Below are 20,638 nucleotides of genomic sequence, written 5' to 3'. Positions count from 1 at the left end.
ACTACTCCTTACGACTACGAGAGTCCCGCCATGTACGAGCTGTCCCGGGTCCGCCTCTACTCCATCGGTCCTGCCGGTGCGCGCTACGCCGACACCGTGCTTGACCTGCGGGGTGTCGGCGAGCCGGTGCCCGACCCCGCGCCCACCCAGGCGGAGTTCTTCGAGGAGGAGCCCGTCGGCCCGCCGCGCCGGCCCGCGCCCGCGGGCGTGCTCTTCCTGGAGAACGGCGGCGGCAAGTCCGTACTCCTCAAGCTGATCTTCTCCGTGATGCTGCCGGGGCACCGCAACACGCTCGGTGGCGCCAGTTCCGGTGTGCTGCGGAAGTTCCTGCTCGCCGACGACTGCGGGCATGTGGTCCTGGAATGGCAGCACACGCTGACCGGTGAGCTGGTGGTGGTCGGCAAGGCCAGTGAGTGGCGGGGGCGGCAGGTCTCCAACGATCCGCGGAAGTTCGCCGAGGCCTGGTACTCCTTCCGGCCCGGCCCGGGGCTGAGCCTCGACAACCTTCCCGTCGCGGAGTCCACCGCCGTACGGCCGCCCGTGGAGGGTGCCTCCGGTGCCCAGGGGCGGCGCCGGACCATGAAGGGCTTCCGGGACGCGATCACCGAGGCGGGCAAGGCGTATCCGCATCTCGAAGTGCACTGGGAGGAGATCCACGACCGTTGGATCGAACATCTGGGGGAGCTGGGTCTGGACCCCGAACTCTTCCGATACCAGCGGGAGATGAACGCCGACGAGGGTGAGGCAGCCGGCCTCTTCGCGGTCAAGAAGGACTCCGACTTCACCGACCTGCTGCTGCGCGCGGTCACCGACACCCGGGACACGGACGGACTTGCCGACCTGGTCGGCGGCTTCGGCAACAAGCTGGGCCGACGGTCCGAACTGATCGCCGAACGGGACTTCACCGCCGGGTCCGTGGACCTGCTAGGACGGATCGTCGAGGCCGCGGAAACGCGTTCCCGCGCGCGGGACGTCCACACGGGTGCGGAGCGGCGTACGCGCACCCTCGCCCGCCGCCTGTCCGCGCGGGGCGTCCAGGAACGCGTCCGGGCCGGCGATCTCGCCCAGCGGGTCACCGCGGCGGCGTACGCCGTCACCCATTCCGAGGGCGGGCGGGAGCGCAGCGCGCTGATCGCCGCCGAACTCGCCTTCCGGCACGCCTCGCTGGCACTCGCGGCGGCGGAGAGGACGGCAGCCGCGCAGAAGCGTGAACTCGCCGACGCGCGCACCATGCACTCCGCCTGGCAGGCCGCCGAGGTCGTGCTGCGGCACCGAGCCGCCGCCGACCGCTCCGCGCGCGTGGCGGTCGCGATCCGCGAGGCCGAGCGGGACGCGGCCCCGGCGCTCGCCGCCCGCGCCAAGGCCGCCGCCGACCTCGTACGGGCACTGCACTCGGCGGCGGAAGGCGCGGAGGCGCTCGCCAACGAGGAGGAGGAGCGGTCCGCCGCCCTTCAGGAGGTCAGCGAGGCCGCCCACCGGGACTCGACCGGCGCGGCCACCGAGGCGCAGCGCGCCCGCAGCGAGGTCGGGCATCTGCGGCAGCGGCTCAGCGAGGTCGAACAGGAGACCGCCGAGGCGGTGCGCGCGGGCTGGCTCGACGACAGCGCTCCCGACGCCGACCCGGCACGGGCCGCACTTGCCGCCAGCGACGCCGAGAAGACGGCCGTCGAAGCCTGGGACACCACCCGTGAAGCCTCCCAACGGGCTTCCGAGCACGCGCGTGAGGCGGCGTCCGCCGAGTCCCGCGCGGAGCTGACGGCGGCCCGCGCGGCGGATGCCGCCACGGCGGCCGAGCGCGCGTACGACGCCGAGCGGCGCACCGCGGAGGCCCTGGCGGCAGAGGAACGGCTCGCCGAACTGCTGAACCTGCCGTCCGCCGGCGGTGTGCGGCAGCGAGGCCGGGCCGCGCTGCCGCACCAGCAGGGTGCGAGCGAGGGCAGCGGCGGCGGGACGTCGGTCGCGCGGGGCGGTGCCGAGGCAGCCGAGGGTACGACCCGCGGCCTCGACGAAGGTCCTTTGACCGCCGGGGAACTGGACCGCTTCGCCGACGAACTCCGTGAGCTGCTCGACGACGGTGTCACCTCCGCCGAGCGACAGCTCTTCGAGCTGCGGACCGGTGCGGCCGACGACGCCAGGATCCTCGGTGCGCTCGGTGACGGCGGACTGCTGCCGCCCGGCCCCGACGTGCTGGCCACCGTCGAGTTCCTCGGCGAACACGGCATCCCCGCGCTGCCCGGCTGGCGCTATCTCGCCCAGGCCGTCGACCCCGCCGACCACGCGCGCGTGCTGGCCGCCCGCCCCGAGCTGGTCGACGGCGTCATCATCACCGACCCCGCCACGCACGCGCGTGCCCGCGAGGCACTCGCCGAAGCGGCCCTGCTGCCCCGGTCGGCCGTGGCGGTCGGTACGGCAGCCGCCCTGCTCGCCCCCACTCCGGCCCCCGGACCGGGCGACGGCGACGTGTTCCTCGTACCGCCGAACCCGGCCATGCACGACGAGCACGCCGCCGACGAGGAACGACAGGCGCTGCGGGCCCGGGCGGGCGAGCGGGAGGAGGAGATCCGCTCGCTCGCGGCTCGGCTCGGGAAGGACCGGGAACTGGCCGCGCGGCTCACCTCCTGGCGTACGGGCTGTCCGGCCGGGCGGCTCGTCGAGCTGGCCCGGGCCGCACACGACGCGCGCGCCTTCGCCGAGGAGACCGAGGCCGAGCTGGCCGAGGCGCGGACCGTGCGGGCCGAGGCCGACGAGGTGGCGAGCGAGGCGTCCCGGGTGCGGGACGAGCGGCAGGAGGCCGCCCAACGCGCCCGGCGCGCCGCCGACGCGCTCGCCGGACTGGCGTACCGGCTGCGCGAACGCGCCGGCTGGCAGGTCAAGGTGCGTGAACTGGCCGACGAGGCCGTCGAGTCGGAGGCCCGCGCCCAGGTCCTGCTGGAGCGTGCCCGGTCCGCCGACGAGGACCGGCGAGCCACCCAGCGCGCCGCTGACGACGCACGCCGCACGGCCCGCGCCCTGCGCGCCGAGCGCGCGGAGATCGCGGGCGCCCCCGATGACCTACCGGAAGCCGACGAGGAGACCGCGAAGTCGTCACTGCCCGCCCTCCGCGAGGCCTACCGGGCCGCCTCCCAGCTCTACGAGAAGGTCGGCGTCGGAGCCGACCTGCGGGCGGAGCAGGCGCGGTCCGAGAGCGAGGAGAGCGCCAGTCGTGCGGAGCTGGACCGGCTGAGCAACAAGGTGCGTACGCGCGCCGAGCAGATGCTGCAGTCGCCCGACGGATCCGACGGACCGTCCCGGCAGGCCGCCTCCGCGCGGGCCGAGGAACTGGTGCAGCTCCTGGAGACCCGGGTGTCCACGGCCAGCGAGCAGCTGGGGCGGCTGCGCGGCGAGGCCGAGCGGCTCGCGCCCGAGGACGGCGGGGAGCACACCGAGCTGGCGGAGGAGCTCGTCCCGCGCGACGCCGAGCACGCCCAGGCCCTGCTGCGCACCGCCACCGCCGAACTCGCCTCCCGCAGCGAGGCGTTGACCCGGGCCAGGGAGGCGCACGCCGAACTTCTCGGCGCTCACCGGGCGGCCGAGGACGCGGCCTCCGGGTTCGACGAGATCGCCGCCATGCTCCGCGACCTGCTGCGCGAGCAGGCCTCCGACGACGAGCAGGAAGCCCAGGAGCCCTACCCCGGCAGCCCGGAAGAGGCCCGGCAGTCGGCTGCCGAGGCCCGCCGCTCCCTGCGCGGCTGCGCCGCCGACCTGTCCGCCGCCGAGGGCGCTGTGCGCGAGGCGAGCGACATCCTCGTACGGCATGCCAACTCCACGCGGTACGAAGCGGTGCGCACCCCCGCCCGCCAGCAGATCCGTGAACTGCCCGCGTCCTCGCTGCCCGAGCACGCGCAGAAGTGGGCGGACGCCTTCGCACCCCGACTCCGGGTCCTGACCGACGAGTTGGCGCAGCTGGAGCGGAACCGGGACTCGATCGTGGACCGGCTGCGCGGGCTGGTGGAGTCGGCGCTGGCCACCCTGCGGTCCGCGCAACGGCTGTCCCGGCTGCCCGAGGGCCTCGGCGAGTGGTCCGGGCAGGAGTTCCTGCGTATCCGGTTCGAGGAGCCCGACCAGGCGACGCTCACCGAGCGGCTCGGCGAGGTCATCGACGAGGCTACCCGGGCGGCCGTGAAGAAGAACTCCGACCTGCGCCGGGACGGGATGTCCCTGCTCCTGAGGGGAGTCGGCGCCGCCCTCCAGCCCAAGGGCATCGCCGTCGAGATCCTCAAGCCCGACGCCGTACTGCGCGCCGAGCGCGTGCCCGTCGGACAGATGGGCGACGTGTTCTCCGGCGGTCAGCTGCTCACCGCGGCCATCGCCCTGTACTGCACGATGGCCGCGCTGCGCAGCAACGACCGGGGCCGCGACAAGCACCGGCACGCCGGCACGCTGTTCCTCGACAACCCCATCGGGCGCGCGAACGCGACGTACCTGCTGGAGCTCCAGCGTGCCGTGTCCGACGCGCTCGGCGTCCAACTCCTCTACACCACCGGCCTGTTCGACACGACCGCGCTCGCCGAGTTCCCTCTGGTCATCCGCCTCCGCAACGACGCCGACCTCCGCGCGGGTCTGAAGTACATCCGCGTGGAGGAACACCTCCGACCGGGGCTGCCTCAGCAGACCCCGGCCGGGGAGGGGGACGGGACGCACAGCGAGATCACGGCGACCAGGATGTTCAAGCGCCCGGCGTCGACAACTCCCCCGGCACAGGCAACTCCCTCAGGGACAACCCCTTAGGGGCGCGGGGCTTTGTCGATCTGCGGCTCCGCCGCGCGGGCGCGACCAGCAACGACGGCGCCGCAGTTCCCCCCTACCCGCACCACCCCTATGCGTCCCCCTTCAAAAGGTCAGCGCACTTCTCCCCGATCATCATCGTCGTGATACACGGATTCACCGACACCAACTCCGGCATCACCGACCCGTCGGCAACCCGCAGCCCCTCGATCCCCTTCACCCGCAGCCGCGCGTCCAGCGGCGCCGACGTGTCGTCGTCAGCGCCCATCTTCACGGTGCAGGCCGGGTGGTAGACGGTGTTGTGGGTCTTGTGGATGTAGTCCAGCAGCTCGTCGTCCGTCCGGACGTCCGGACCGGGGGCCAGTTCCGCTCCCGCCCAGCCGCTGAGCGCCGGTTGGGCGGCGATCCGGCGTGCCAGCTTCAGCCCGTACGTCATCACGCGTGCGTCGTGCTCGTGCGTGAAGTACCGCGGATCGACCATCGGCTTGTCCCGGTAGTCACGGGTACGCAGCCTCACCGTGCCGCGGGACTTCGCCCGGGTCACGTTGGGGGTGAGGCAGAACGCGTTCTCCGAGGTCGGATAGCCCCAACGTGCCGTGTTCATGTCGAACGGCACCGAGCCGTAGTGGAACATCAGGTCGGGCCGGTCCAGGCCCGGTTCGGTGTCGTAGAAGATGCCCGCCTCCCACCACTGGCTGGATGTCGTGGTCATCGGCTGCTTGGCGTCCCACATGATGACGCCCTCCGGGTGGTCCTGCAGGTTCTCGCCGACGCCCGCCGAGTCCACGACCACCTCGACGCCGACGTCGCGCAGCTGCTCGGCCGGTCCGATGCCGGACAGCATCAGCAGCTTCGGGGTGTCGATCGCACCGCACGACACGATGACCTCGCGGCGCGCCCGTACGGTCCTCGTGTGGATGAGATCCGGGTCGAGGTACTCGGCGCCCACGCACCGGCGTCCCTCCAGCACGAGCTGTTTCGCCCGTACTCCTGTCCGTACCTCCAGGTTGGGCCGCTTGCCCATGACCGGATGGAGATAGGCGACGGAGGACGACTGACGGATGTTGTTCTCGTCGGAGTTGATCTGGAACCAGTTGGCCCCGCGGACCACGGTGTCGCCGGTGTTGAAGGGGGTGGTCGGGATGCCCGCCTGCGCGCACGCCTCCAGCAGGGCGGCGCCGCACGGGTCCTCGCTCTTCAGCGTACGGAGCTTCACCGGGCCGGTGCGGCCGTGGTGGTCGCCGGGGGCGTCGTTGGTCTCCAGACGCCGGTAGAGCGGGAAGAGGTCGGCAGCGCTCCACCCCGTACAGCCTGCCGCCGCCCAGTCGTCGAGATCCTCGGCCGGGGCCCAGAAGGCGATGCAGGAGTTGTGGGACGAGCAGCCCCCGAGCACCTTCGCGCGGGCGTGCCGCATGAAGCTGTTGCCGCTGGACTGCGGTTCGACGGGGTAGTCCCAGTCGTAGCCGGACTCCAGCAGGCCCATCCAGCGCTCCAGTCTGAGGACGTCGTCGTCGCCGACGTCGCTGGGGCCCGCCTCCAGTACGCACACGGTGACGGACGGGTCCTCCGAGAGCCGCGCGGCCACCACGTTGCCCGCGGTGCCACCGCCCACCACCACATAGTCGAACTCATCGGTGTGCATGAGTGATTGGTCCATGATCGGCTGGTCCATGTGGGGTTGACCTCCTTCAGTCTGCCGCCGGGGCGGCGAGGGGAGCGGCCGGCGCGGCCGGGTTCTCCTCAAGACGGTGTCCGGCGAGCACACCCGTCCGGTGCCGCTGGACGAACCAGTAGTAGGCGAAGCCGCCACCCGCGATGACCGCGACGAACAGCACGGCGCCCCACTGGAGGTACCAGTGGAAGGGGGCGGTGGCGTTGTAGACCGAGGCCCGCGGCCAGATCAGGTTGATCGTCATGGCGGTGCCCCAGGTCACGGCCCCGATGTTGACGAGCAGTCCCCAGCGGCCCAGCGAGAACTTGCCGTCGCCGGCCGGCTGCCACCTGCCGCGCAGCCGCGCCACGAGCATCGGGCCGGTGACCCCCAGATAAGCGAGGTAGATCATGATGATGCCGATGCTGGTGACGACGGTGAAGATCTGCGGCTGGCGGATGTTGACCACCAGGATCGACAGCGCCAGCACACCGACGATCACGGCCGGCAGCACCGGCGTCTGGAAACGCGGGCTGACCTTCGCGAGGAGCGAGGACGCGGGCAGGTTGTTGTCGCGGGCCATCGCGAACGCCAGCCGGATCGCCGCCGTGTGGACGGCCAGCGCGCAGACGGTGACCGCGATCAGAACGCACCACAGCATCGCCTTGCCGGCCGTCGGCCCGAGGACGTCTAGCACGATGTACTGCAGGCCGTCCGTGGACAGCTGCTCGCCCTTCAGGCTGGAGACGCTCATCAGCGCGAGGAGGAGGATCAGACCGCCGAGGACGAAGGAGGCGACGATCGCCCGGATGATGGCGCGGGGCGCGTTCCGGGACGGGTCGCGGGACTCCTCGCCGAGCGAGGCGGCGGTGTCGAAGCCGTACATGACGTACGCGGATGCCAGCGAGGCCACCAGGAACGCGCCGAGGTAGCCGGCGCCGTGGCCCGCGCCCGTGCCGTTCGTCTCCAGGACCACCTGCGGACCACGGGTGATGTGCACGGCGAACAGGACGATCAGGACGACCGTGGCGACGAGCTCGATGAAGACACCCGCCGTGTTGATCGTGGCCATCAGCTTGACGCCGAAGGCGTTCACCACGGTCGTGAACAGGATCAACACGCCGGCCAGGATCACCGCGTTGGTGGCCACGTCGTACTTGCCGGTGCCGTCCCCGACGATCTGGAACACGTCGGAGATCTGCGGCAGCGTGAGCTGGTAGGCGAGGGCCACCGCCGCGATCGACACGATGGAGGCGATCAGCATCATCCAGCCGGCGAGCCAGCCCAGGTGCGGATTGCCGATCTTCTTCGACCAGTTGTAGACCGAGCCCGCCACGGGGTAGCGGGCGGCCAGCTCCGCGAAGCAGAGGGCGACCATGAACTGGCCGACGAACACCATCGGCCACGACCACCAGTACGCGGGGCCGCCGCTGCCGTAACCGAAGTAGAACAGCTGGAAGGTGCCGGTCAGGATCGAGATGTAGCTGATCCCGGCCGCGAAGGTGTGGAAGTTGCCGAGGGTGCGCTTGAGCTCGGGCTTGTACCCGAACTCGGCGAGTTCGGCGTCGTCCGTATGCCCTGGGCCTGTTGGTCGGTCGGTGGTTGCCATGAGCGGACTCCTGGGGGACCGGGGAGCGGGAGGGAGCGGCTCGTTGCGGGTGCCGGGAACAGTGGGCGCGCACATTCAGGGCGTACACAAGGGGAATGGCGCATGGAGAGCACGCAAAAGGCGCACAAGGGGTGTTACGCGAACCAGCCCTGTGCCGAAGGAGCGGTGTTCCGGTAGATGTGCTTCGCCTCGCGGTACTCGGCGAGTCCCGAGGGTCCGAGCTCGCGGCCGAAGCCGGACTGCTTGAAGCCGCCCCACTCCGCCTGAGGGACGTAAGGGTGGTAGTCATTGATCCACACCGTGCCGATCCGCAACCGGGCCGCGACCCGCGCCGCCTTGGCCTCGTCGGTGGTGAAGACACCCCCGGCGAGCCCGTACACGGTGTCGTTGGCGAGCCGGACCGCCTCCGCCTCGTCCGTGAACCGCTCCACGGTGAGCACCGGACCGAACGACTCCTCCTGTACGACCGTCATGCGGGCGTCGCACTCGTCGAGCACCGTCGGCGGGTAGTAGAAGCCGTCGTCGAGTCCCTGGGGACGCTCCCCGCCGCAGCGCAGCACCGCGCCCTCGGCCAGGCCCTGGGCGACATACGCCTCGACCTTCGCACGGTGTGCCGCGGAGATCAGCGGGCCGGTCTGGGCCTGTTCGTCGAACGGGCCGCCGAGCCTGATCAGTTGGGCCCGCCGGACGACCTCGTCCACGAGCCGGTCGTGCAGTGAGTCCTCCACCAGCAGCCGGGCCCCGGCCGAGCAGACCTGTCCGGAGTGCAGGAACACGGCGGTGAGCGCCATGTCGACGGCCGTCTCGAAGTCGGCGTCGGCGAACACGATGTTGGGGTTCTTGCCGCCGAGTTCGAGCGCGACCTTCTTCACGGTTCCGGCCGCCGCGGCCATGAGGCGGCGGCCGGTCTGGAGTCCGCCCGTGAACGAGAGGAGGTCGACGTCCGGATGGTCGCCGAGCGGCGCACCCGCCTCCGGACCGGCACCGAGGACGAGGTTGGCCACGCCCGCGGGCAGTCCGGCCTCCTCCAGGAGCCGCATCAGATGGATCGCGGTGTGCGGGGTCAGCTCGCTCGGCTTGAGGACGAAGGTGTTCCCGGCCGCCAGTGCCGGGGCCACCTTCCATGCGGTCTGGAGGAGCGGATAGTTCCACGGGGTGATCAGCGCGCAGACACCGACCGGCTCGTAGACGACCCGGCTGTCCACGTCCGGCGAGCCGGTGTCGATGACCCGTCCGGTCTCGTTTGCCGCGAGCCGGCCGAAGTAGCGGAAGCAGTTGACGATGTCGTCGATGTCGAAGGCGCTCTCCACCAGTCGTTTCCCGGTGTCGAGGGACTCCGCGCGGGCCAGCTCGTCCTTGTCGCGGACCATGAGGTCGGCGACGCGCAGCAGCAGGTCGCCGCGCTCGGCGGCCGGCGTACCCGGCCAGGGACCCTCGTCGAAAGCGCGGCGGGCGGCGCTGATGGCCTCCACCGTGTCCTTGCCGCCCGCCTCGTCGACGACACCGACCAGGGAGCCGTCGGCGGGGCAGCGGATCTCGCGGGTGCGCTCGTCGAGCGCGGATCTCCAGGTACCGCCGATGAAGAGTTCGGGCATGTTCTCGTTCCTCCTGGTCAGCGCCGTGCTGAAGGCGCCCTTCCGGTTGTGCCCCTTTCCGGCCGAGAACGGTTCATGCCGAATGTGATCCTCGACACGCCCGATCGGGTGCTCGGTGAAGTGCTGCGACCGGGGGCTCTGTCGGTGAACTCCTCGTCCGGCAACCAGCACACCATCCTTCCGGCGTGTCCGCGATGTCGTCGAAGGTCCTATCCGGCCGCGCGAATCGAAAGAGTGCTCGAACTGCTGGCGGTGGGCACGGCGCGGATTCCGCCGCCTCGGTGGCGCTGAGGAATGCGCAGGGGAGCCGGCATACCGCCGGTGGCGGCGTTCATCGAACCGCCGAGTCGGCGCCGGGTCGTAGAAGTGGCGGAGGGGACGCGACGCGACGGACCAGCTGCCGCACGCGCTCGTTCATATGGCTCAGCTCGGCCCGGCCAGGCCGCCCCGCCCGCGTGGAAGCCTGCCTGCGACTGACCATCCTCGAACACGTGCGGCTGTTCAGGGCCCAGAGCGTGCCCCCTGCGAGGGTCTGCCCCGTCCCAGGGTCCTCAGGGGTGTGACAGCTGCCCGGACCCGCCGCCCTGCCTGCGTATGCGCTCCTGGGTCCGGGCGGTCGCCCGAGCATGCCGTCGGGCCTTGCGGCGCTCGCGCCGCAGTGCGCGTGCTGTGCTGCTGGGGGTCGACACCACGCCGTTGCGCTGGCGCCAGACCTGGCGCGTCACCCATACGTCGAGGGCCGCCCAGGTGGCCACCACCGTACTGGCCACGCTGCTGATCACCATCGGGAAGGCCAGCCAGGAACCGGCCAGCGTGGACAGGAAGGCCACCATCGCCTGGATCAGCGTGACGGAGATGACGAGCACCGCCCGCACGGCCGCCGTACGTACGGAGTCCGGCAGTCGGCGCCGACGCGCCGGCTCCTCGACCCACAGCTGTCGGTAGGAGGGCTGCGCCTCCGCCCTGACGGGCCGGGAAAGTTGTTCGACGGAGGCGGAGGACGGTCCGGTGCCGTCACTGTCCTTGCCGCCGTCCATGCCCCGGCCCGTACTGATGCTCCTGAGACCCCCACGCACCACCAAAGGTGCCGCGACGCTGTTCCCGAGCGCTTCGCGTCGTTCCGCCGTGCCCATCACGTGTCACTCCCCACCGCCCAGCAGACCGCCCGTCCCGGTGTCGGTGACACCGGTCTCCCCAGTGGTTGCCCGGCTTACGCTGTTTTACGCGGCCTGGACGCGGGATGCGGACCCTGACTGACGGCTCCGCCACCCATCTCCTGTGTACAAAGACGCTCGGCATGTCTCGAAGATTCCCGTCAAACGCAAAAAACCAGCCAAACGGCCAAGTTGACCGACGGCTTCCGTCCCGCGGTCGATGCCGGATTCCAGGAGGCAATCTCCCGTAATGATCGGACAACTCGCCATGTCTCGCCCGGAGCACGGCAGTTCAGCCATCAGACAGGTCTTCGAGTTCTGTGTGGGTCAGTAGTAGGCTCACGCCGATTATTGACGCACATGTGTACCCCCGCCTCGACGGGGGCGAGCTGGGGGAGGCCATGCGCTTTCGCGGGAAGTCCATCCGCCGGAAGATCGTGGCGCTGCTTCTCGTGCCGCTGGTGTCCCTCACCGCGATCTGGGGCTTCGCCACCGTACTCACGGGGCGTGAGGCGGCCGAGTTGTTCAATGTGTCGTCGGTCGTGGAGAAAGTCAGCTACCCCACCGAGGACGCTGTACGCGTGCTTCAGCAGGAGCGGCGCCAGACCCTCGTCTATCTCGCCGACCCTCGTACGTCCGATGCCCTGGCCGCCCTTCGGCGCAGCCGCACCGCCACTGACGACGTCATCGACAAGATCCGTGGCAACGCCGACAAGTCCGACGTGCGCAACTCGATCAGCGACAGCGACAGCGAGCGGCTCACCGCCGTCCTGGAGGCGTTCGACGGTATCGGCCCGCTGCGCCGCAGCGTCGAGGAAGGCACCGTCACCCGGTCCCAGGCCCTCAACCTCTACAACCATCTGGTCGACCCCTGTTACGTCCTGCTCGCCAATCTCCACATCATCGACAACCTGGAGATGGACAAGCAGGCCCGCGCCCTCGTCAACGCCGCCCGCGCGCGCGAACTGCTCTCCCGCGAGGACGCCCTGCTCGGCTCGGCCCTGGTCGTCGGCAGACTCACCCGCGACGAGTCCCGCGACATCTCCGACCTCGTGGCACAGCGCACCGTCATGTACGACGTCAGCCTGCCGCTGCTCCCGCTGACGGACCGCGCGCGCTACGAACGGTTCTGGAAAAGCGCCTCCACCGCACCGCTCCGGGTGGCCGAACAGGCCGCCATCGGCGCCGAGTCGGGCAAGCCGCGGGGCGTCACGGCCAAGAGCTGGGACACCACCGCCGGCGACGTCCTCGACGAACTCCGCAAGCTCAACGACGAGTCGGGCGACCGCTACCAGGACCGGGTCCGCCCGGTGGCGATGGGGGTCATCGTCAAAGCCGTCGTCGCCGGCGTCCTCGGACTGGTCGCCCTGCTGTTCTCGCTCTTCCTGTCGGTACGCATCGGCCGCGCCCTCATCCGCGACCTGCGCCGACTCCGCCTGGAGGCCCACGAGGCGTCCGGCGTCCGGCTGCCCAGCGTGATGCGGCGTCTGTCGGCCGGCGAACAGGTCGACGTGGAGACCGAGGTGCCACGCCTGGAGTACGACAAGAACGAGATCGGCGAGGTCGGTCAGGCCCTCAACACCCTGCAGCGCGCTGCCGTCGAGGCCGCCGTCAAGCAGGCCGAACTCCGCTCCGGGGTCTCGGAGGTCTTCGTCAACCTCGCGCGCCGAAGCCAGGTCCTGCTGCACAAGCAGCTCACCCTGCTCGACACGATGGAACGCCGGACCGAGGACACCGACGAACTCGCCGACCTGTTCCGCCTCGACCACCTGACCACCCGTATGCGTCGGCACGCCGAAGGCCTGGTGATCCTCTCCGGAGCCGCCCCCTCCCGGCAGTGGCGCAAACCCGTCCAGCTGATGGACGTCGTACGCGCCGCCGTCGCCGAGGTCGAGGACTACGAGCGCATCGAGGTCCGCAGGCTGCCGCGGATGGCCGTCACCGGCCCCGCCGTCGCCGACCTGACCCACCTCGTGGCCGAACTCCTGGAGAACGCCACGGTGTTCTCGCCCCCGCACACGGCCATCCAGGTTCTGGGCGAGCGAGTCGCCAACGGCTTCACCCTGGAGATCCACGACCGGGGTCTGGGCATGGCGGCCGAAGCCCTTCTCGACGCCAACCTGCGGCTCGCCGAGACACCCGAGTTCGAGCTGTCCGACACGGACCGGCTCGGCCTGTTCGTCGTCAGCCGGCTCGCCCAGCGGCAGAACGTCCGGGTCTCCCTCCAGCCGTCCCCGTACGGCGGCACCACGGCGGTCGTCTTCGTCCCCGACGCACTCCTCACGGACGACGTCCCGGACACCAACGGCATCGGCTTCCGCCTCGACCGCGCCCAGCCCTCCAAGGAGACCGAGTTCGGGGAGAGCCGCAGGGCAGCGCTCTCTCCGGCCCCCGTGCGTCTCCCCGGCCTGCCCGCCTCGCTCATCGACGGGCCGGTCGAACTGGAGGCGCCGGTCGACCTGGACGCCCTCGACGACATTCCCGGTTCCTTCGGCGACGCGGACAGCGAACACGGCGTACTCTCCCGGCCGCACCGCTCGATGCCCGGAGCGACGGGCGATACGAGCGACGTCCCGCGTGAGCAGAACCAGCAACCCGCCGGAGGCTGGGGCGCATCCGCCCCCGACGCTACGATCGGCCGGTCGGGGGATCCCATGGCGCTGCCGCGCCGCCGTACACCGAAGCTGGTCAGCTCGCACGGCCGTCCGGTCTCCGAACAGCCTCCCCGGCGCAACGCGTCGTCGGACGAACAGCCGGCGGAGGGTGCGGGTTCGACGGACCCGGACACACTGGCCCCGCTCCCGGCCCGGCGCCGGGGTGAGACGCCGGTGCGCCGCGAGACAGAGCCGGGTGACGGCTTCGGCGACCGCACCGGGTCCCCGGTGCGGCGTTGGGAGGGCAGAGGGGAGAACATCGGCCGTGGCCTCGACGACCGCACGGATTCAGCGGGCTCCAGGGGCTTCACCGACCGCACGGAACTGTCTGCCTCGCGCTTCGGAGACCGATCCGTCGGCGGCCGTCCCGACGTGCCCGCCCGTGGCGTCGGCGGGCGCGCGGAGACCGGCCGTAACGGCTTCGGCGACCGGTCGCCGGAAGCCCCTGCGCTCCCGCAGCGTGACCGGCGCGGTGGCTCCGCAGGGACTGCCTCCCGCCCCGGTGCGGCGGCCGACGCCGCCACGCCCGGTACGGGAGGGCTGCCCCGTCGCGTACGCCAGGCAAACCTGGCTCCGCAGCTGAGGGACGGTCCGGAGCGGCGCGCCGAACGGGTGAAGCCACGTCCCCAGGACGGGGCCGACGTCTTCGACCGTGACGCCGACGAGGTCCGCAGCCGCATGGCCTCGCTGCAGCGCGGCTGGCAGCGCGGTCGTGACGAGAACGCCGAGGGCGACAGCGCCCAGGACGGCACAGGGCAAGGAACGAGTAAGGGGGACGGTCGATGACCGCACCGAAGACGACCGGCCACACCGCGAGCGACAAGGCGTCGGGGGAGCTCAACTGGCTCCTCGACGACCTTGTCGACCGGGTCGCCAGCATCCGCAGAGCGCTCGTGCTCTCCGGCGACGGACTGCCCACCGGGGTCTCCAGGGACCTCAGCCGGGAGGACAGCGAGCACCTGGCCGCCGTCGCCTCCGGGTTCCACAGCCTCGCCAAGGGCGTGGGACGTCACTTCGACGCCGGCAGCGTCCGCCAGACGGTCGTCGAACTCGACGACGCCTTTCTGTTCGTGACGGCAGCCGGGGACGGCAGCTGCCTGGCCGTGCTCTCGGACGCGGACTCGGACGTGGGCCAGGTCGCCTACGAGATGACTCTCCTGGTGAAGCGTGTCGGTGTGCATCTGGCGGCTGCTCCGCGCACCGATCTGCCCGCAGGCGGGTAGTGGGATGACATGAGCGGAGACGGCCACCCCAGAAGCCACTGGTTCGACGACGAGGCAGGACCGGTCGTCCGTCCGTACGCCATGACGCGAGGCCGCACCAGCCATTCGGCCCAGCACCGCCTGGACCTGATCGCGGTGGTCGTCACGGAGGCGCACGCGGACGACCCGGAAGCGGATCGCACGCTGTCCCCGGAACACGTGGACATCGTCGAACTCTGCCGTGACGCCCCCCAGTCGGTCGCCGAACTCGCTGCCGAACTCAATCTCCCCATCGGTGTGGTGCGGGTCCTCATCGGAGATCTCGTGGACGAGGAAATGGTCCATGTGACGCGTCCCGTGCCCCCCGCCGAGCTGGTGGACGAGAATATTCTGCGCGACGTCATCAACGGCCTCCGGGCGCTCTGAGCAGCACGGAAGCGGGGTGGGGACGTGACAGACCGACGGTTCCGGGCCGATGGAGGCGGGTTGCTCACCGACGTCGTCGAGCGGTGCCCGGACGGCGGCCCGCCCACCCACGAACCGCTCGCCGGCCACCCCGTCCGGTACACCGGCGCGGCCGTCACAGGCGTACGCCAGGAGGCCTCCGCCGACGGGATCCGCGCCGCCGTCATGGTCTGCGCGTACAGCCGCCTCCACCTCGCCCGCGAACAGGCAGTCGGCGCACCGGCCGCCCGCATCGGCTCCCCGCAGGTCCCGCTGTCCAGAAAGGCCGGTCCGCTCACGAGACGCGTCCCGTGTGCGTACACGGCCGTTCGGCGTGGCGGCGGTGGGGGACAATGGCGCGTCGAACGCGCGGTCGGCACGGTCGCCGTGCTCGGCGGCGGCGAGTCGGCGGACGCCGGATCCCGGCGACGTACTCGTCATGGAAACCCCGGGCGGCGGGGGCTACGGCCCACCGTCGACCGACCCCGAACCAGCAGGAGAAGAGACCGATGATCTTCGGGCGTTCTGAGCGCGGCAAGCCCCCGGTCGAGCCCGTCACCCTCAAGATCCTCGTGGCCGGCGGATTCGGCGCGGGCAAGACGACCCTCGTCGGCGCGGTCAGCGAGATCAGGCCGCTGCGCACGGAGGAGTTGCTCACCGAGGCGGGGCGCCCGGTCGACGACATCAGAGGGGTGGAGGGCAAGAACACCACCACCGTGGCCATGGACTTCGGCCGCATCACCCTCCGCGAGGACCTTGTGCTGTACCTCTTCGGGACACCCGGGCAGGACCGCTTCTGGTTCCTGTGGGACGAGCTCGCCACCGGCGCGCTGGGTGCGGTCGTCCTCGCCGACACCCGCCGCCTGGAGGACAGCTTCGCCGCGGTCGACTACTTCGAGCGGCGCTCCATCCCCTTCCTGGTCGGTGTCAACTGCTTCGACGGAGCGGCCCGTTACCCGTCGGAGTCCGTCCGCGCGGCGCTGGACCTCGACCCCAACGTGCCGCTCGTGCTGTGCGACGCGCGCAACCGGGAGTCGGTCAAGGAGGTCCTCATCGGAGTCGTCCAGCACGCGATGGCGTACGCGGCCGACCGCCGCGCGGCCGTCACCACCTGACGGCTCCTCACCCTTGCGCACGCGCACGGCCCGTACCCCCGCCGACCGGGGTACGGGCCGCGGTCCCAGGCCACGCGCGTGCGTGCGTGGAGTGACGCGCGAGCGGTGGCTCTAGCCCCGGCCGTCCTCCTCCCAGCCGAAGCTCTTCTCCACGGCCTTGCGCCAGTTGTGGTACTCACGGTCGCGGACCGACGCCTCCATGGCGGGGGTCCACTCGACGTCCTTCCGCCAGTGCGTCTTCAGCTCGTCGAGGTCGTTCCACACCCCGGTCGCCAGCCCGGCCGCGTACGCCGCTCCCAGGCAGGTCGTCTCGGAGACCCTCGGGCGGATGACCGGCACCCCGAGGACGTCCGCCTGGTGCTGCATCAGCAGGTTGTTCTTCGTCATGCCGCCGTCCACCTTCAGGGTCGTGATGCTCACCCCGGAGTCCTGGAACATGGCGTCCACCACCTCCCGGGTCTGCCAGCTCGTCGCCTCCAGCACCGCGCGCGCGAGATGCCCCTTGGTGACGTACCGCGTGAGGCCGGTGACGACCCCGCGGGCGTCGGACCGCCAGTAGGGCGCGAACAGGCCGGAGAACGCGGGCACGATGTACGCGCCGCCGTTGTCGTCGACGCTCGCCGCGAGGGTCTCGATCTCGTCGGCGGTACGGATGATGCCGAGCTGGTCGCGGAACCACTGCACCAGCGCGCCGGTGATCGCGATGGACCCTTCCAGGCAGTAGACGGGAGCCTCGCCGCCGATCTTGTAGCCCATCGTGGTCAGCAGACCGTTCTTGGAGGGAACGGGCCGGTTGCCGGTGTTGAGCAGCAGGAAACTGCCGGTGCCGTACGTGTTCTTGGCCGTCCCCACGTCGTAGCAGGCCTGGCCGAACACCGCGGCCTGCTGGTCGCCCAGCGCGGAGGCCACGGGGACGCCCGCGAGCTGGCCCACCGCGGTGCCGTACACCTCGGACGAGGACCTGATCTCGGGGAGGATCTTCTCGGGGACGTTCATCGCGGCCAGGATGGACGCGTCCCACTGGAGGGTCTCCAGGTCCATCAGCATGGTCCGGCCGGCGTTGGTCACGTCGGTGACGTGCCGTCCGCCGTCCGTGCCGCCCGTCAGGTTCCAGATCAGCCAGGAGTCGACGGTGCCGAAGGCGATCTCACCGCGCTCGGCGCGGGCGCGCAGCCCCGGCACGTTGTCCAGCAGCCAGGCCGCCTTGGGGCCGGAGAAGTAGCTGGCCAGGGGCAGCCCGGTCTGCTGGCGGAAACGGTCCTGCCCGTCGGTGCCGCCGAGTTCGTGGCACAGCGTCGCCGTACGCGTGTCCTGCCAGACGATCGCGTTGTGGACCGGCTTGCCCGTGGCGCGGTCCCACAGGACCGTCGTCTCGCGCTGGTTGGTGATGCCGAGCGCGCTGAGCTGGTCGGCGCGCAGCCCGGCCTTGGCGAGCGCGCCCGCGACCACCGCCTGGACCTTGGACCAGATCTCGGTGGCGTCGTGTTCCACCCACCCGGGCTTGGGGAAGATCTGGCGGTGCTCGCGCTGGTCGACGGCGACGATCGCGCCGTCCTGGTTGAAGACGATGCAGCGGCTGGACGTGGTGCCCTGGTCGATCGCGGCGACGAACTTCTCCGTCATGACGTCCCTTTCGTGGGAAGCTCCGGAAGTCTGCGGCCCGGAAAGGCGTGTGTGCGTCAGAAGGCTGCGGTGAAGACGATCCCCGCCAGCGCGCCGCCGATCAGCGGCCCCGCCACCGGGATCCACGCGTAACTCCAGTCCGAGGTGCCCTTGTTGGGGATCGGAAGCAGGGCGTGGGCGATGCGCGGGCCCAGATCGCGGGCCGGATTGATGGCGTACCCCGTGGGACCGCCGAGCGACAGGCCTATGCCGACCACCAGGAAGGAGACGATCAGGATCGCCGTGCCGGACTGGCCGAGCCCTTCGGTGAGCCCGAAGGCAAGGATCGGCAGGACCAGAGCCATGGTCGCGATGATCTCGGTGACGAGGTTCGCGACGGGATTGCGGATCGCGGGCGTGGTGGAGAAGATCCCGAGCGTCGGCTGGGCGGTCTCCTCTTCCGCGTTGGCCTGGAACTGGGCGAAGTAGACCAGCCAGCACAGGATCGCGCCGAGGAAGGCGCCGACCATCTGCCCGGCGATGTAGACGGGCACCTGGTCCCAGTCTCCGGTGTCGAAGGCGATACCGACGGTCACCGCGGGGTTGAGATGCCCGCCGGACAGCGGTGCGGCGGTGTATGCCCCGGCCAGCACCCCGAAGCCCCAGCCGAACGTGATGACGGCCCAGCCGGCGTCCTTCGCCTTGGAGTGGTTCAGTACGACAGCGGCGACCACGCCGGCGCCGAAGAGGATCAGAATCGCTGTACCGATGATCTCGCCGACAAAGACGTCCCCATTGCTCATGGCGGCTCCTGGGCCCTCGCCCGGGGCGATCCGGCCCCGGCCGACCGTGCAGAGTACGTTCCCATGGCTACTTCAGCCGAGGGCGGGGAGTTCCCGCGCCCACCCGGCGTCCGTGACGAGCGTGCTGCCGCAGCCGAATCGCACGCAGGGAAGGGCCCGTGGCTCAGCGGGGCCCGCACGGCGCATTGTCGTGATACGCCGAGAATGTGCGGCGATGCCGACTGACACCGGAAGTGTTCTCCGACCTCCTGTGGGCGTCAAGGTCGCCGACGACAATGGTTGAGGCGTTCGTTCCTCGGGGGTCGCGGTGGCGGTCACCGTGCGGCGGCTCCTCCGCTGCCGCCGTTCTCACCTCGCCCGGGCGGGTGCCACCCGCGAACCCCGCCGGATCTCGTGCCCGGGCAGACCCGCCCGTCCGAGCACCCAGCTCGCCCCGTCGAGGGACTTGGCCGCCTGCTTCAGCGGTGCCAGGCACGCGGCGGCCTGCCGGTGGTCCATGACGCTGCCGGGCGCGCACAGGACCGTCGCCAGGGACAGCGTGACGGCATGTCCGCCGGCGGACCAGAACGCGTCGAGCACGGCCGACGCAAGCGGGTCGAGACCTTCCGGGTCCGCCAGCACCAGGAAGCCGTCCCCGCCGATGTGCCCCACGCGCGTGTCGCCGGACGCCGCGTGCGACAACGCCCGCCCCACCGACCGGATCAGCTCGTCACCCGCCGCGAACCCGGCACCGTCGTTGACCCGCTTGAAGTGGTCGACGTCCAGCCAGCTCAGCGCGAACGCCCGCCCGTCCGCGATCCGTTGGTCCACCTCCCAGGTGATCACGTCAGAACCCGGCAGCCGCGTCAGCGGATTGAGTCCCGCCGCCTCCTCGACCCGGTTCTCGGCGAGCGCCCGTACGAGATCCGCCGGCCGTACGACGCCCACACACCGCCCGGACCGGTCGACGACCGCCACGTCGTCCGACGTACGGTCCCGGTCGCCGTCCGCGACGACGTCCAGGACCTCCCAGGCGGTCGCGTCGACGGCGACCGTGCGCGGCGCGTCGCCGAGGTTGGCGGCGGGCCGGTCGGCGTACAGGGCGTGCCCGTAGCGCCCCGACATCGACAGCATGAAGCGGGACCGGTCCACCGACCGGACGGGAACGCCGCCCTCGTCCACGAGCACCACACCTGACACGTCGGGCGACGCCGTCAGCAGCGCCCGTACCCGGCCCGCCGGCGCGGTGGCCGGCAGCAGTGCGCCGGGTCGGACGAACTGCCGCACCGACGGCCCGGGGCGGGGCGTGCCGTCCGTCCCCGGGGAGACGGGCGGCACGAACACGTCCACCACGGGAAGCCTGGCCGGCGGGGCGAACAGCACGCCCTGGGCCAGCTGAGCTCCGGCCGACACCGCGCCGGCGCACTGCAGTTCGGTCTCCACACCCTCCACCGACAGCAGTGCGCCCAGTTGCTCGCACAGAGTCCGCATCGCCCGCACCGCCGCAGGCCGGGCCAGCAGGGACGCGTCGAGCTTCACCAGGTCGGGGGCCAGGTCCGTGAGCAGCCTCAGCGGGACGTCCCCGTCGCCGACGCCGTCGGCAGAGATCCGGAAGCCCTGCTCCCGAAGCGCCGACACCGCCTCCAGCAGTGCCCGCTGCGGCACGTGGGTGAACGGCGGGCCCACGTCGACCGTCACCTCCCACGGCAGCCGCCCCGCCTCGCGCACGGCCTCGTACAGGGCGGCGAGCCCGCCGAGGTCGGCGAGGGTGCCGGCGAACACGTTGACGTGGAACGGCAGCAGCGTCTCCCGGCCGGCCGCCGCCCTCACCGCCAACGCGGCCAGTCGGCCGTCGAGTTCGGGGTCACGGCGAGCCCAGGCGAGGATGTCGCCGCTCTCGGGGCGGGCCAGTATCTCCAGCGCCGCGACTCCGCCGGTCGTCAGGTTGACGACCGGCTGGAAGGCGAAACGGAGAGCGTCCGTCCAGGAGGGCACGGGAGCATGATCGCGCCCCCGACGTCCGCCCGAGTTCAGTTCACGAGGTGTTCACGCACGATTTCCGGCTG

Annotated in this window: 13 protein-coding genes; 6 read left to right on the top strand and 7 right to left on the bottom strand. The window is 71.2% G+C overall.

What is annotated here, in order from left to right:
• Positions 1–30 precede the first annotated feature (30 nt).
• Positions 31–4,767 carry a hypothetical protein gene (locus IEY89_RS05545; protein WP_189146138.1) on the top strand — a complete coding sequence of 1,579 codons (4,737 nt, stop codon included), beginning with the start codon at positions 31–33 and terminating at the stop codon, positions 4,765–4,767.
• Between the two features lie 88 nt (positions 4,768–4,855).
• On the opposite strand, the gene IEY89_RS05540 is transcribed toward IEY89_RS05545, so the two are convergent.
• The 4 genes from IEY89_RS05540 to IEY89_RS05525 form a co-directional block, all read right to left on the bottom strand.
• A complete protein-coding gene (locus IEY89_RS05540; protein WP_189146478.1) occupies positions 4,856–6,406 on the bottom strand; it encodes a GMC family oxidoreductase in 1,551 nt (516 codons plus the stop codon).
• 46 nt (positions 6,407–6,452) lie between these two features.
• Positions 6,453–8,024 (bottom strand): APC family permease, encoded by a 1,572-nt coding sequence (locus tag IEY89_RS05535; RefSeq protein ID WP_189146137.1) that lies wholly within the window; start codon positions 8,022–8,024, stop codon positions 6,453–6,455.
• A gap of 134 nt (positions 8,025–8,158) precedes the next feature.
• A complete protein-coding gene (locus IEY89_RS05530) occupies positions 8,159–9,619 on the bottom strand; it encodes an aldehyde dehydrogenase family protein (protein ID WP_189146136.1) in 1,461 nt (486 codons plus the stop codon).
• A gap of 551 nt (positions 9,620–10,170) precedes the next feature.
• Complete coding sequence (locus tag IEY89_RS05525) at positions 10,171–10,752, bottom strand: hypothetical protein (RefSeq protein WP_189146477.1); 582 nt, start codon at positions 10,750–10,752, stop codon at positions 10,171–10,173.
• A 422-nt stretch (positions 10,753–11,174) separates the two neighbouring features.
• Between IEY89_RS05525 and IEY89_RS05520 the strand changes: the two genes are divergently transcribed.
• From IEY89_RS05520 to IEY89_RS05500, 5 genes are read left to right on the top strand one after another with little or no spacing between them, the layout of a single operon-like run.
• Positions 11,175–14,213 carry a sensor histidine kinase gene (locus IEY89_RS05520; RefSeq protein WP_189146135.1) on the top strand — a complete coding sequence of 1,013 codons (3,039 nt, stop codon included), beginning with the start codon at positions 11,175–11,177 and terminating at the stop codon, positions 14,211–14,213.
• Positions 14,210–14,650, top strand: a complete 441-nt coding sequence (locus IEY89_RS05515) for a roadblock/LC7 domain-containing protein (RefSeq protein ID WP_189146134.1) — start codon at positions 14,210–14,212, stop codon at positions 14,648–14,650. Before IEY89_RS05520 ends, IEY89_RS05515 begins: the two co-directional genes overlap by 4 nt.
• Positions 14,651–14,659: 9 nt before the next feature.
• Complete coding sequence (locus tag IEY89_RS05510) at positions 14,660–15,055, top strand: DUF742 domain-containing protein (protein ID WP_189146133.1); 396 nt, start codon at positions 14,660–14,662, stop codon at positions 15,053–15,055.
• A 24-nt stretch (positions 15,056–15,079) separates the two neighbouring features.
• Positions 15,080–15,586 carry a hypothetical protein gene (locus IEY89_RS40440; protein ID WP_229695087.1) on the top strand — a complete coding sequence of 169 codons (507 nt, stop codon included), beginning with the start codon at positions 15,080–15,082 and terminating at the stop codon, positions 15,584–15,586.
• Entirely contained in the window at positions 15,583–16,188 is a 606-nt protein-coding gene (locus tag IEY89_RS05500; protein ID WP_189146131.1) for a GTP-binding protein, read from the top strand. Before IEY89_RS40440 ends, IEY89_RS05500 begins: the two co-directional genes overlap by 4 nt.
• A 111-nt stretch (positions 16,189–16,299) precedes the next feature.
• On the opposite strand, the gene glpK is transcribed toward IEY89_RS05500, so the two are convergent.
• The 3 genes from glpK to IEY89_RS05485 form a co-directional block, all read right to left on the bottom strand.
• A complete protein-coding gene (glpK, locus tag IEY89_RS05495) occupies positions 16,300–17,811 on the bottom strand; it encodes a glycerol kinase GlpK (RefSeq protein WP_189146130.1) in 1,512 nt (503 codons plus the stop codon).
• Between the two features lie 56 nt (positions 17,812–17,867).
• A complete protein-coding gene (locus IEY89_RS05490; RefSeq protein ID WP_189146129.1) occupies positions 17,868–18,593 on the bottom strand; it encodes an MIP/aquaporin family protein in 726 nt (241 codons plus the stop codon).
• A 348-nt stretch (positions 18,594–18,941) separates the two neighbouring features.
• Complete coding sequence (locus tag IEY89_RS05485; protein ID WP_189146128.1) at positions 18,942–20,567, bottom strand: GGDEF domain-containing protein; 1,626 nt, start codon at positions 20,565–20,567, stop codon at positions 18,942–18,944.
• Positions 20,568–20,638 lie beyond the last annotated feature (71 nt).

The organism is Streptomyces lacrimifluminis (genome assembly GCF_014646095.1).
In the GTDB taxonomy this organism is placed as follows: Bacteria; Actinomycetota; Actinomycetes; order Streptomycetales; family Streptomycetaceae; genus Streptomyces; species Streptomyces lacrimifluminis.
The sequence above is the reverse complement of the archived record's forward strand: the minus strand, read 5'-3'. Positions and strand labels throughout refer to the sequence as shown.

What these genes read in the sequence shown, in the direction of transcription:
- IEY89_RS05545 (WP_189146138.1), top strand. Translation starts at nt 31, where the DNA reads ATGTACGAGCTGTCCCGGGTCCGCCTCTACTCCATCGGTCCTGCCGGT.
- IEY89_RS05540 (WP_189146478.1), bottom strand. Translation starts at nt 6,406, where the DNA reads ATGCACACCGATGAGTTCGACTATGTGGTGGTGGGCGGTGGCACCGCG.
- IEY89_RS05535 (WP_189146137.1), bottom strand. Translation starts at nt 8,024, where the DNA reads ATGGCAACCACCGACCGACCAACAGGCCCAGGGCATACGGACGACGCC.
- IEY89_RS05530 (WP_189146136.1), bottom strand. Translation starts at nt 9,619, where the DNA reads ATGCCCGAACTCTTCATCGGCGGTACCTGGAGATCCGCGCTCGACGAG.
- IEY89_RS05525 (WP_189146477.1), bottom strand. Translation starts at nt 10,752, where the DNA reads ATGGGCACGGCGGAACGACGCGAAGCGCTCGGGAACAGCGTCGCGGCA.
- IEY89_RS05520 (WP_189146135.1), top strand. Translation starts at nt 11,175, where the DNA reads ATGCGCTTTCGCGGGAAGTCCATCCGCCGGAAGATCGTGGCGCTGCTT.
- IEY89_RS05515 (WP_189146134.1), top strand. Translation starts at nt 14,210, where the DNA reads ATGACCGCACCGAAGACGACCGGCCACACCGCGAGCGACAAGGCGTCG.
- IEY89_RS05510 (WP_189146133.1), top strand. Translation starts at nt 14,660, where the DNA reads ATGAGCGGAGACGGCCACCCCAGAAGCCACTGGTTCGACGACGAGGCA.
- IEY89_RS05500 (WP_189146131.1), top strand. Translation starts at nt 15,583, where the DNA reads ATGATCTTCGGGCGTTCTGAGCGCGGCAAGCCCCCGGTCGAGCCCGTC.
- glpK (WP_189146130.1), bottom strand. Translation starts at nt 17,811, where the DNA reads ATGACGGAGAAGTTCGTCGCCGCGATCGACCAGGGCACCACGTCCAGC.
- IEY89_RS05490 (WP_189146129.1), bottom strand. Translation starts at nt 18,593, where the DNA reads ATGAGCAATGGGGACGTCTTTGTCGGCGAGATCATCGGTACAGCGATT.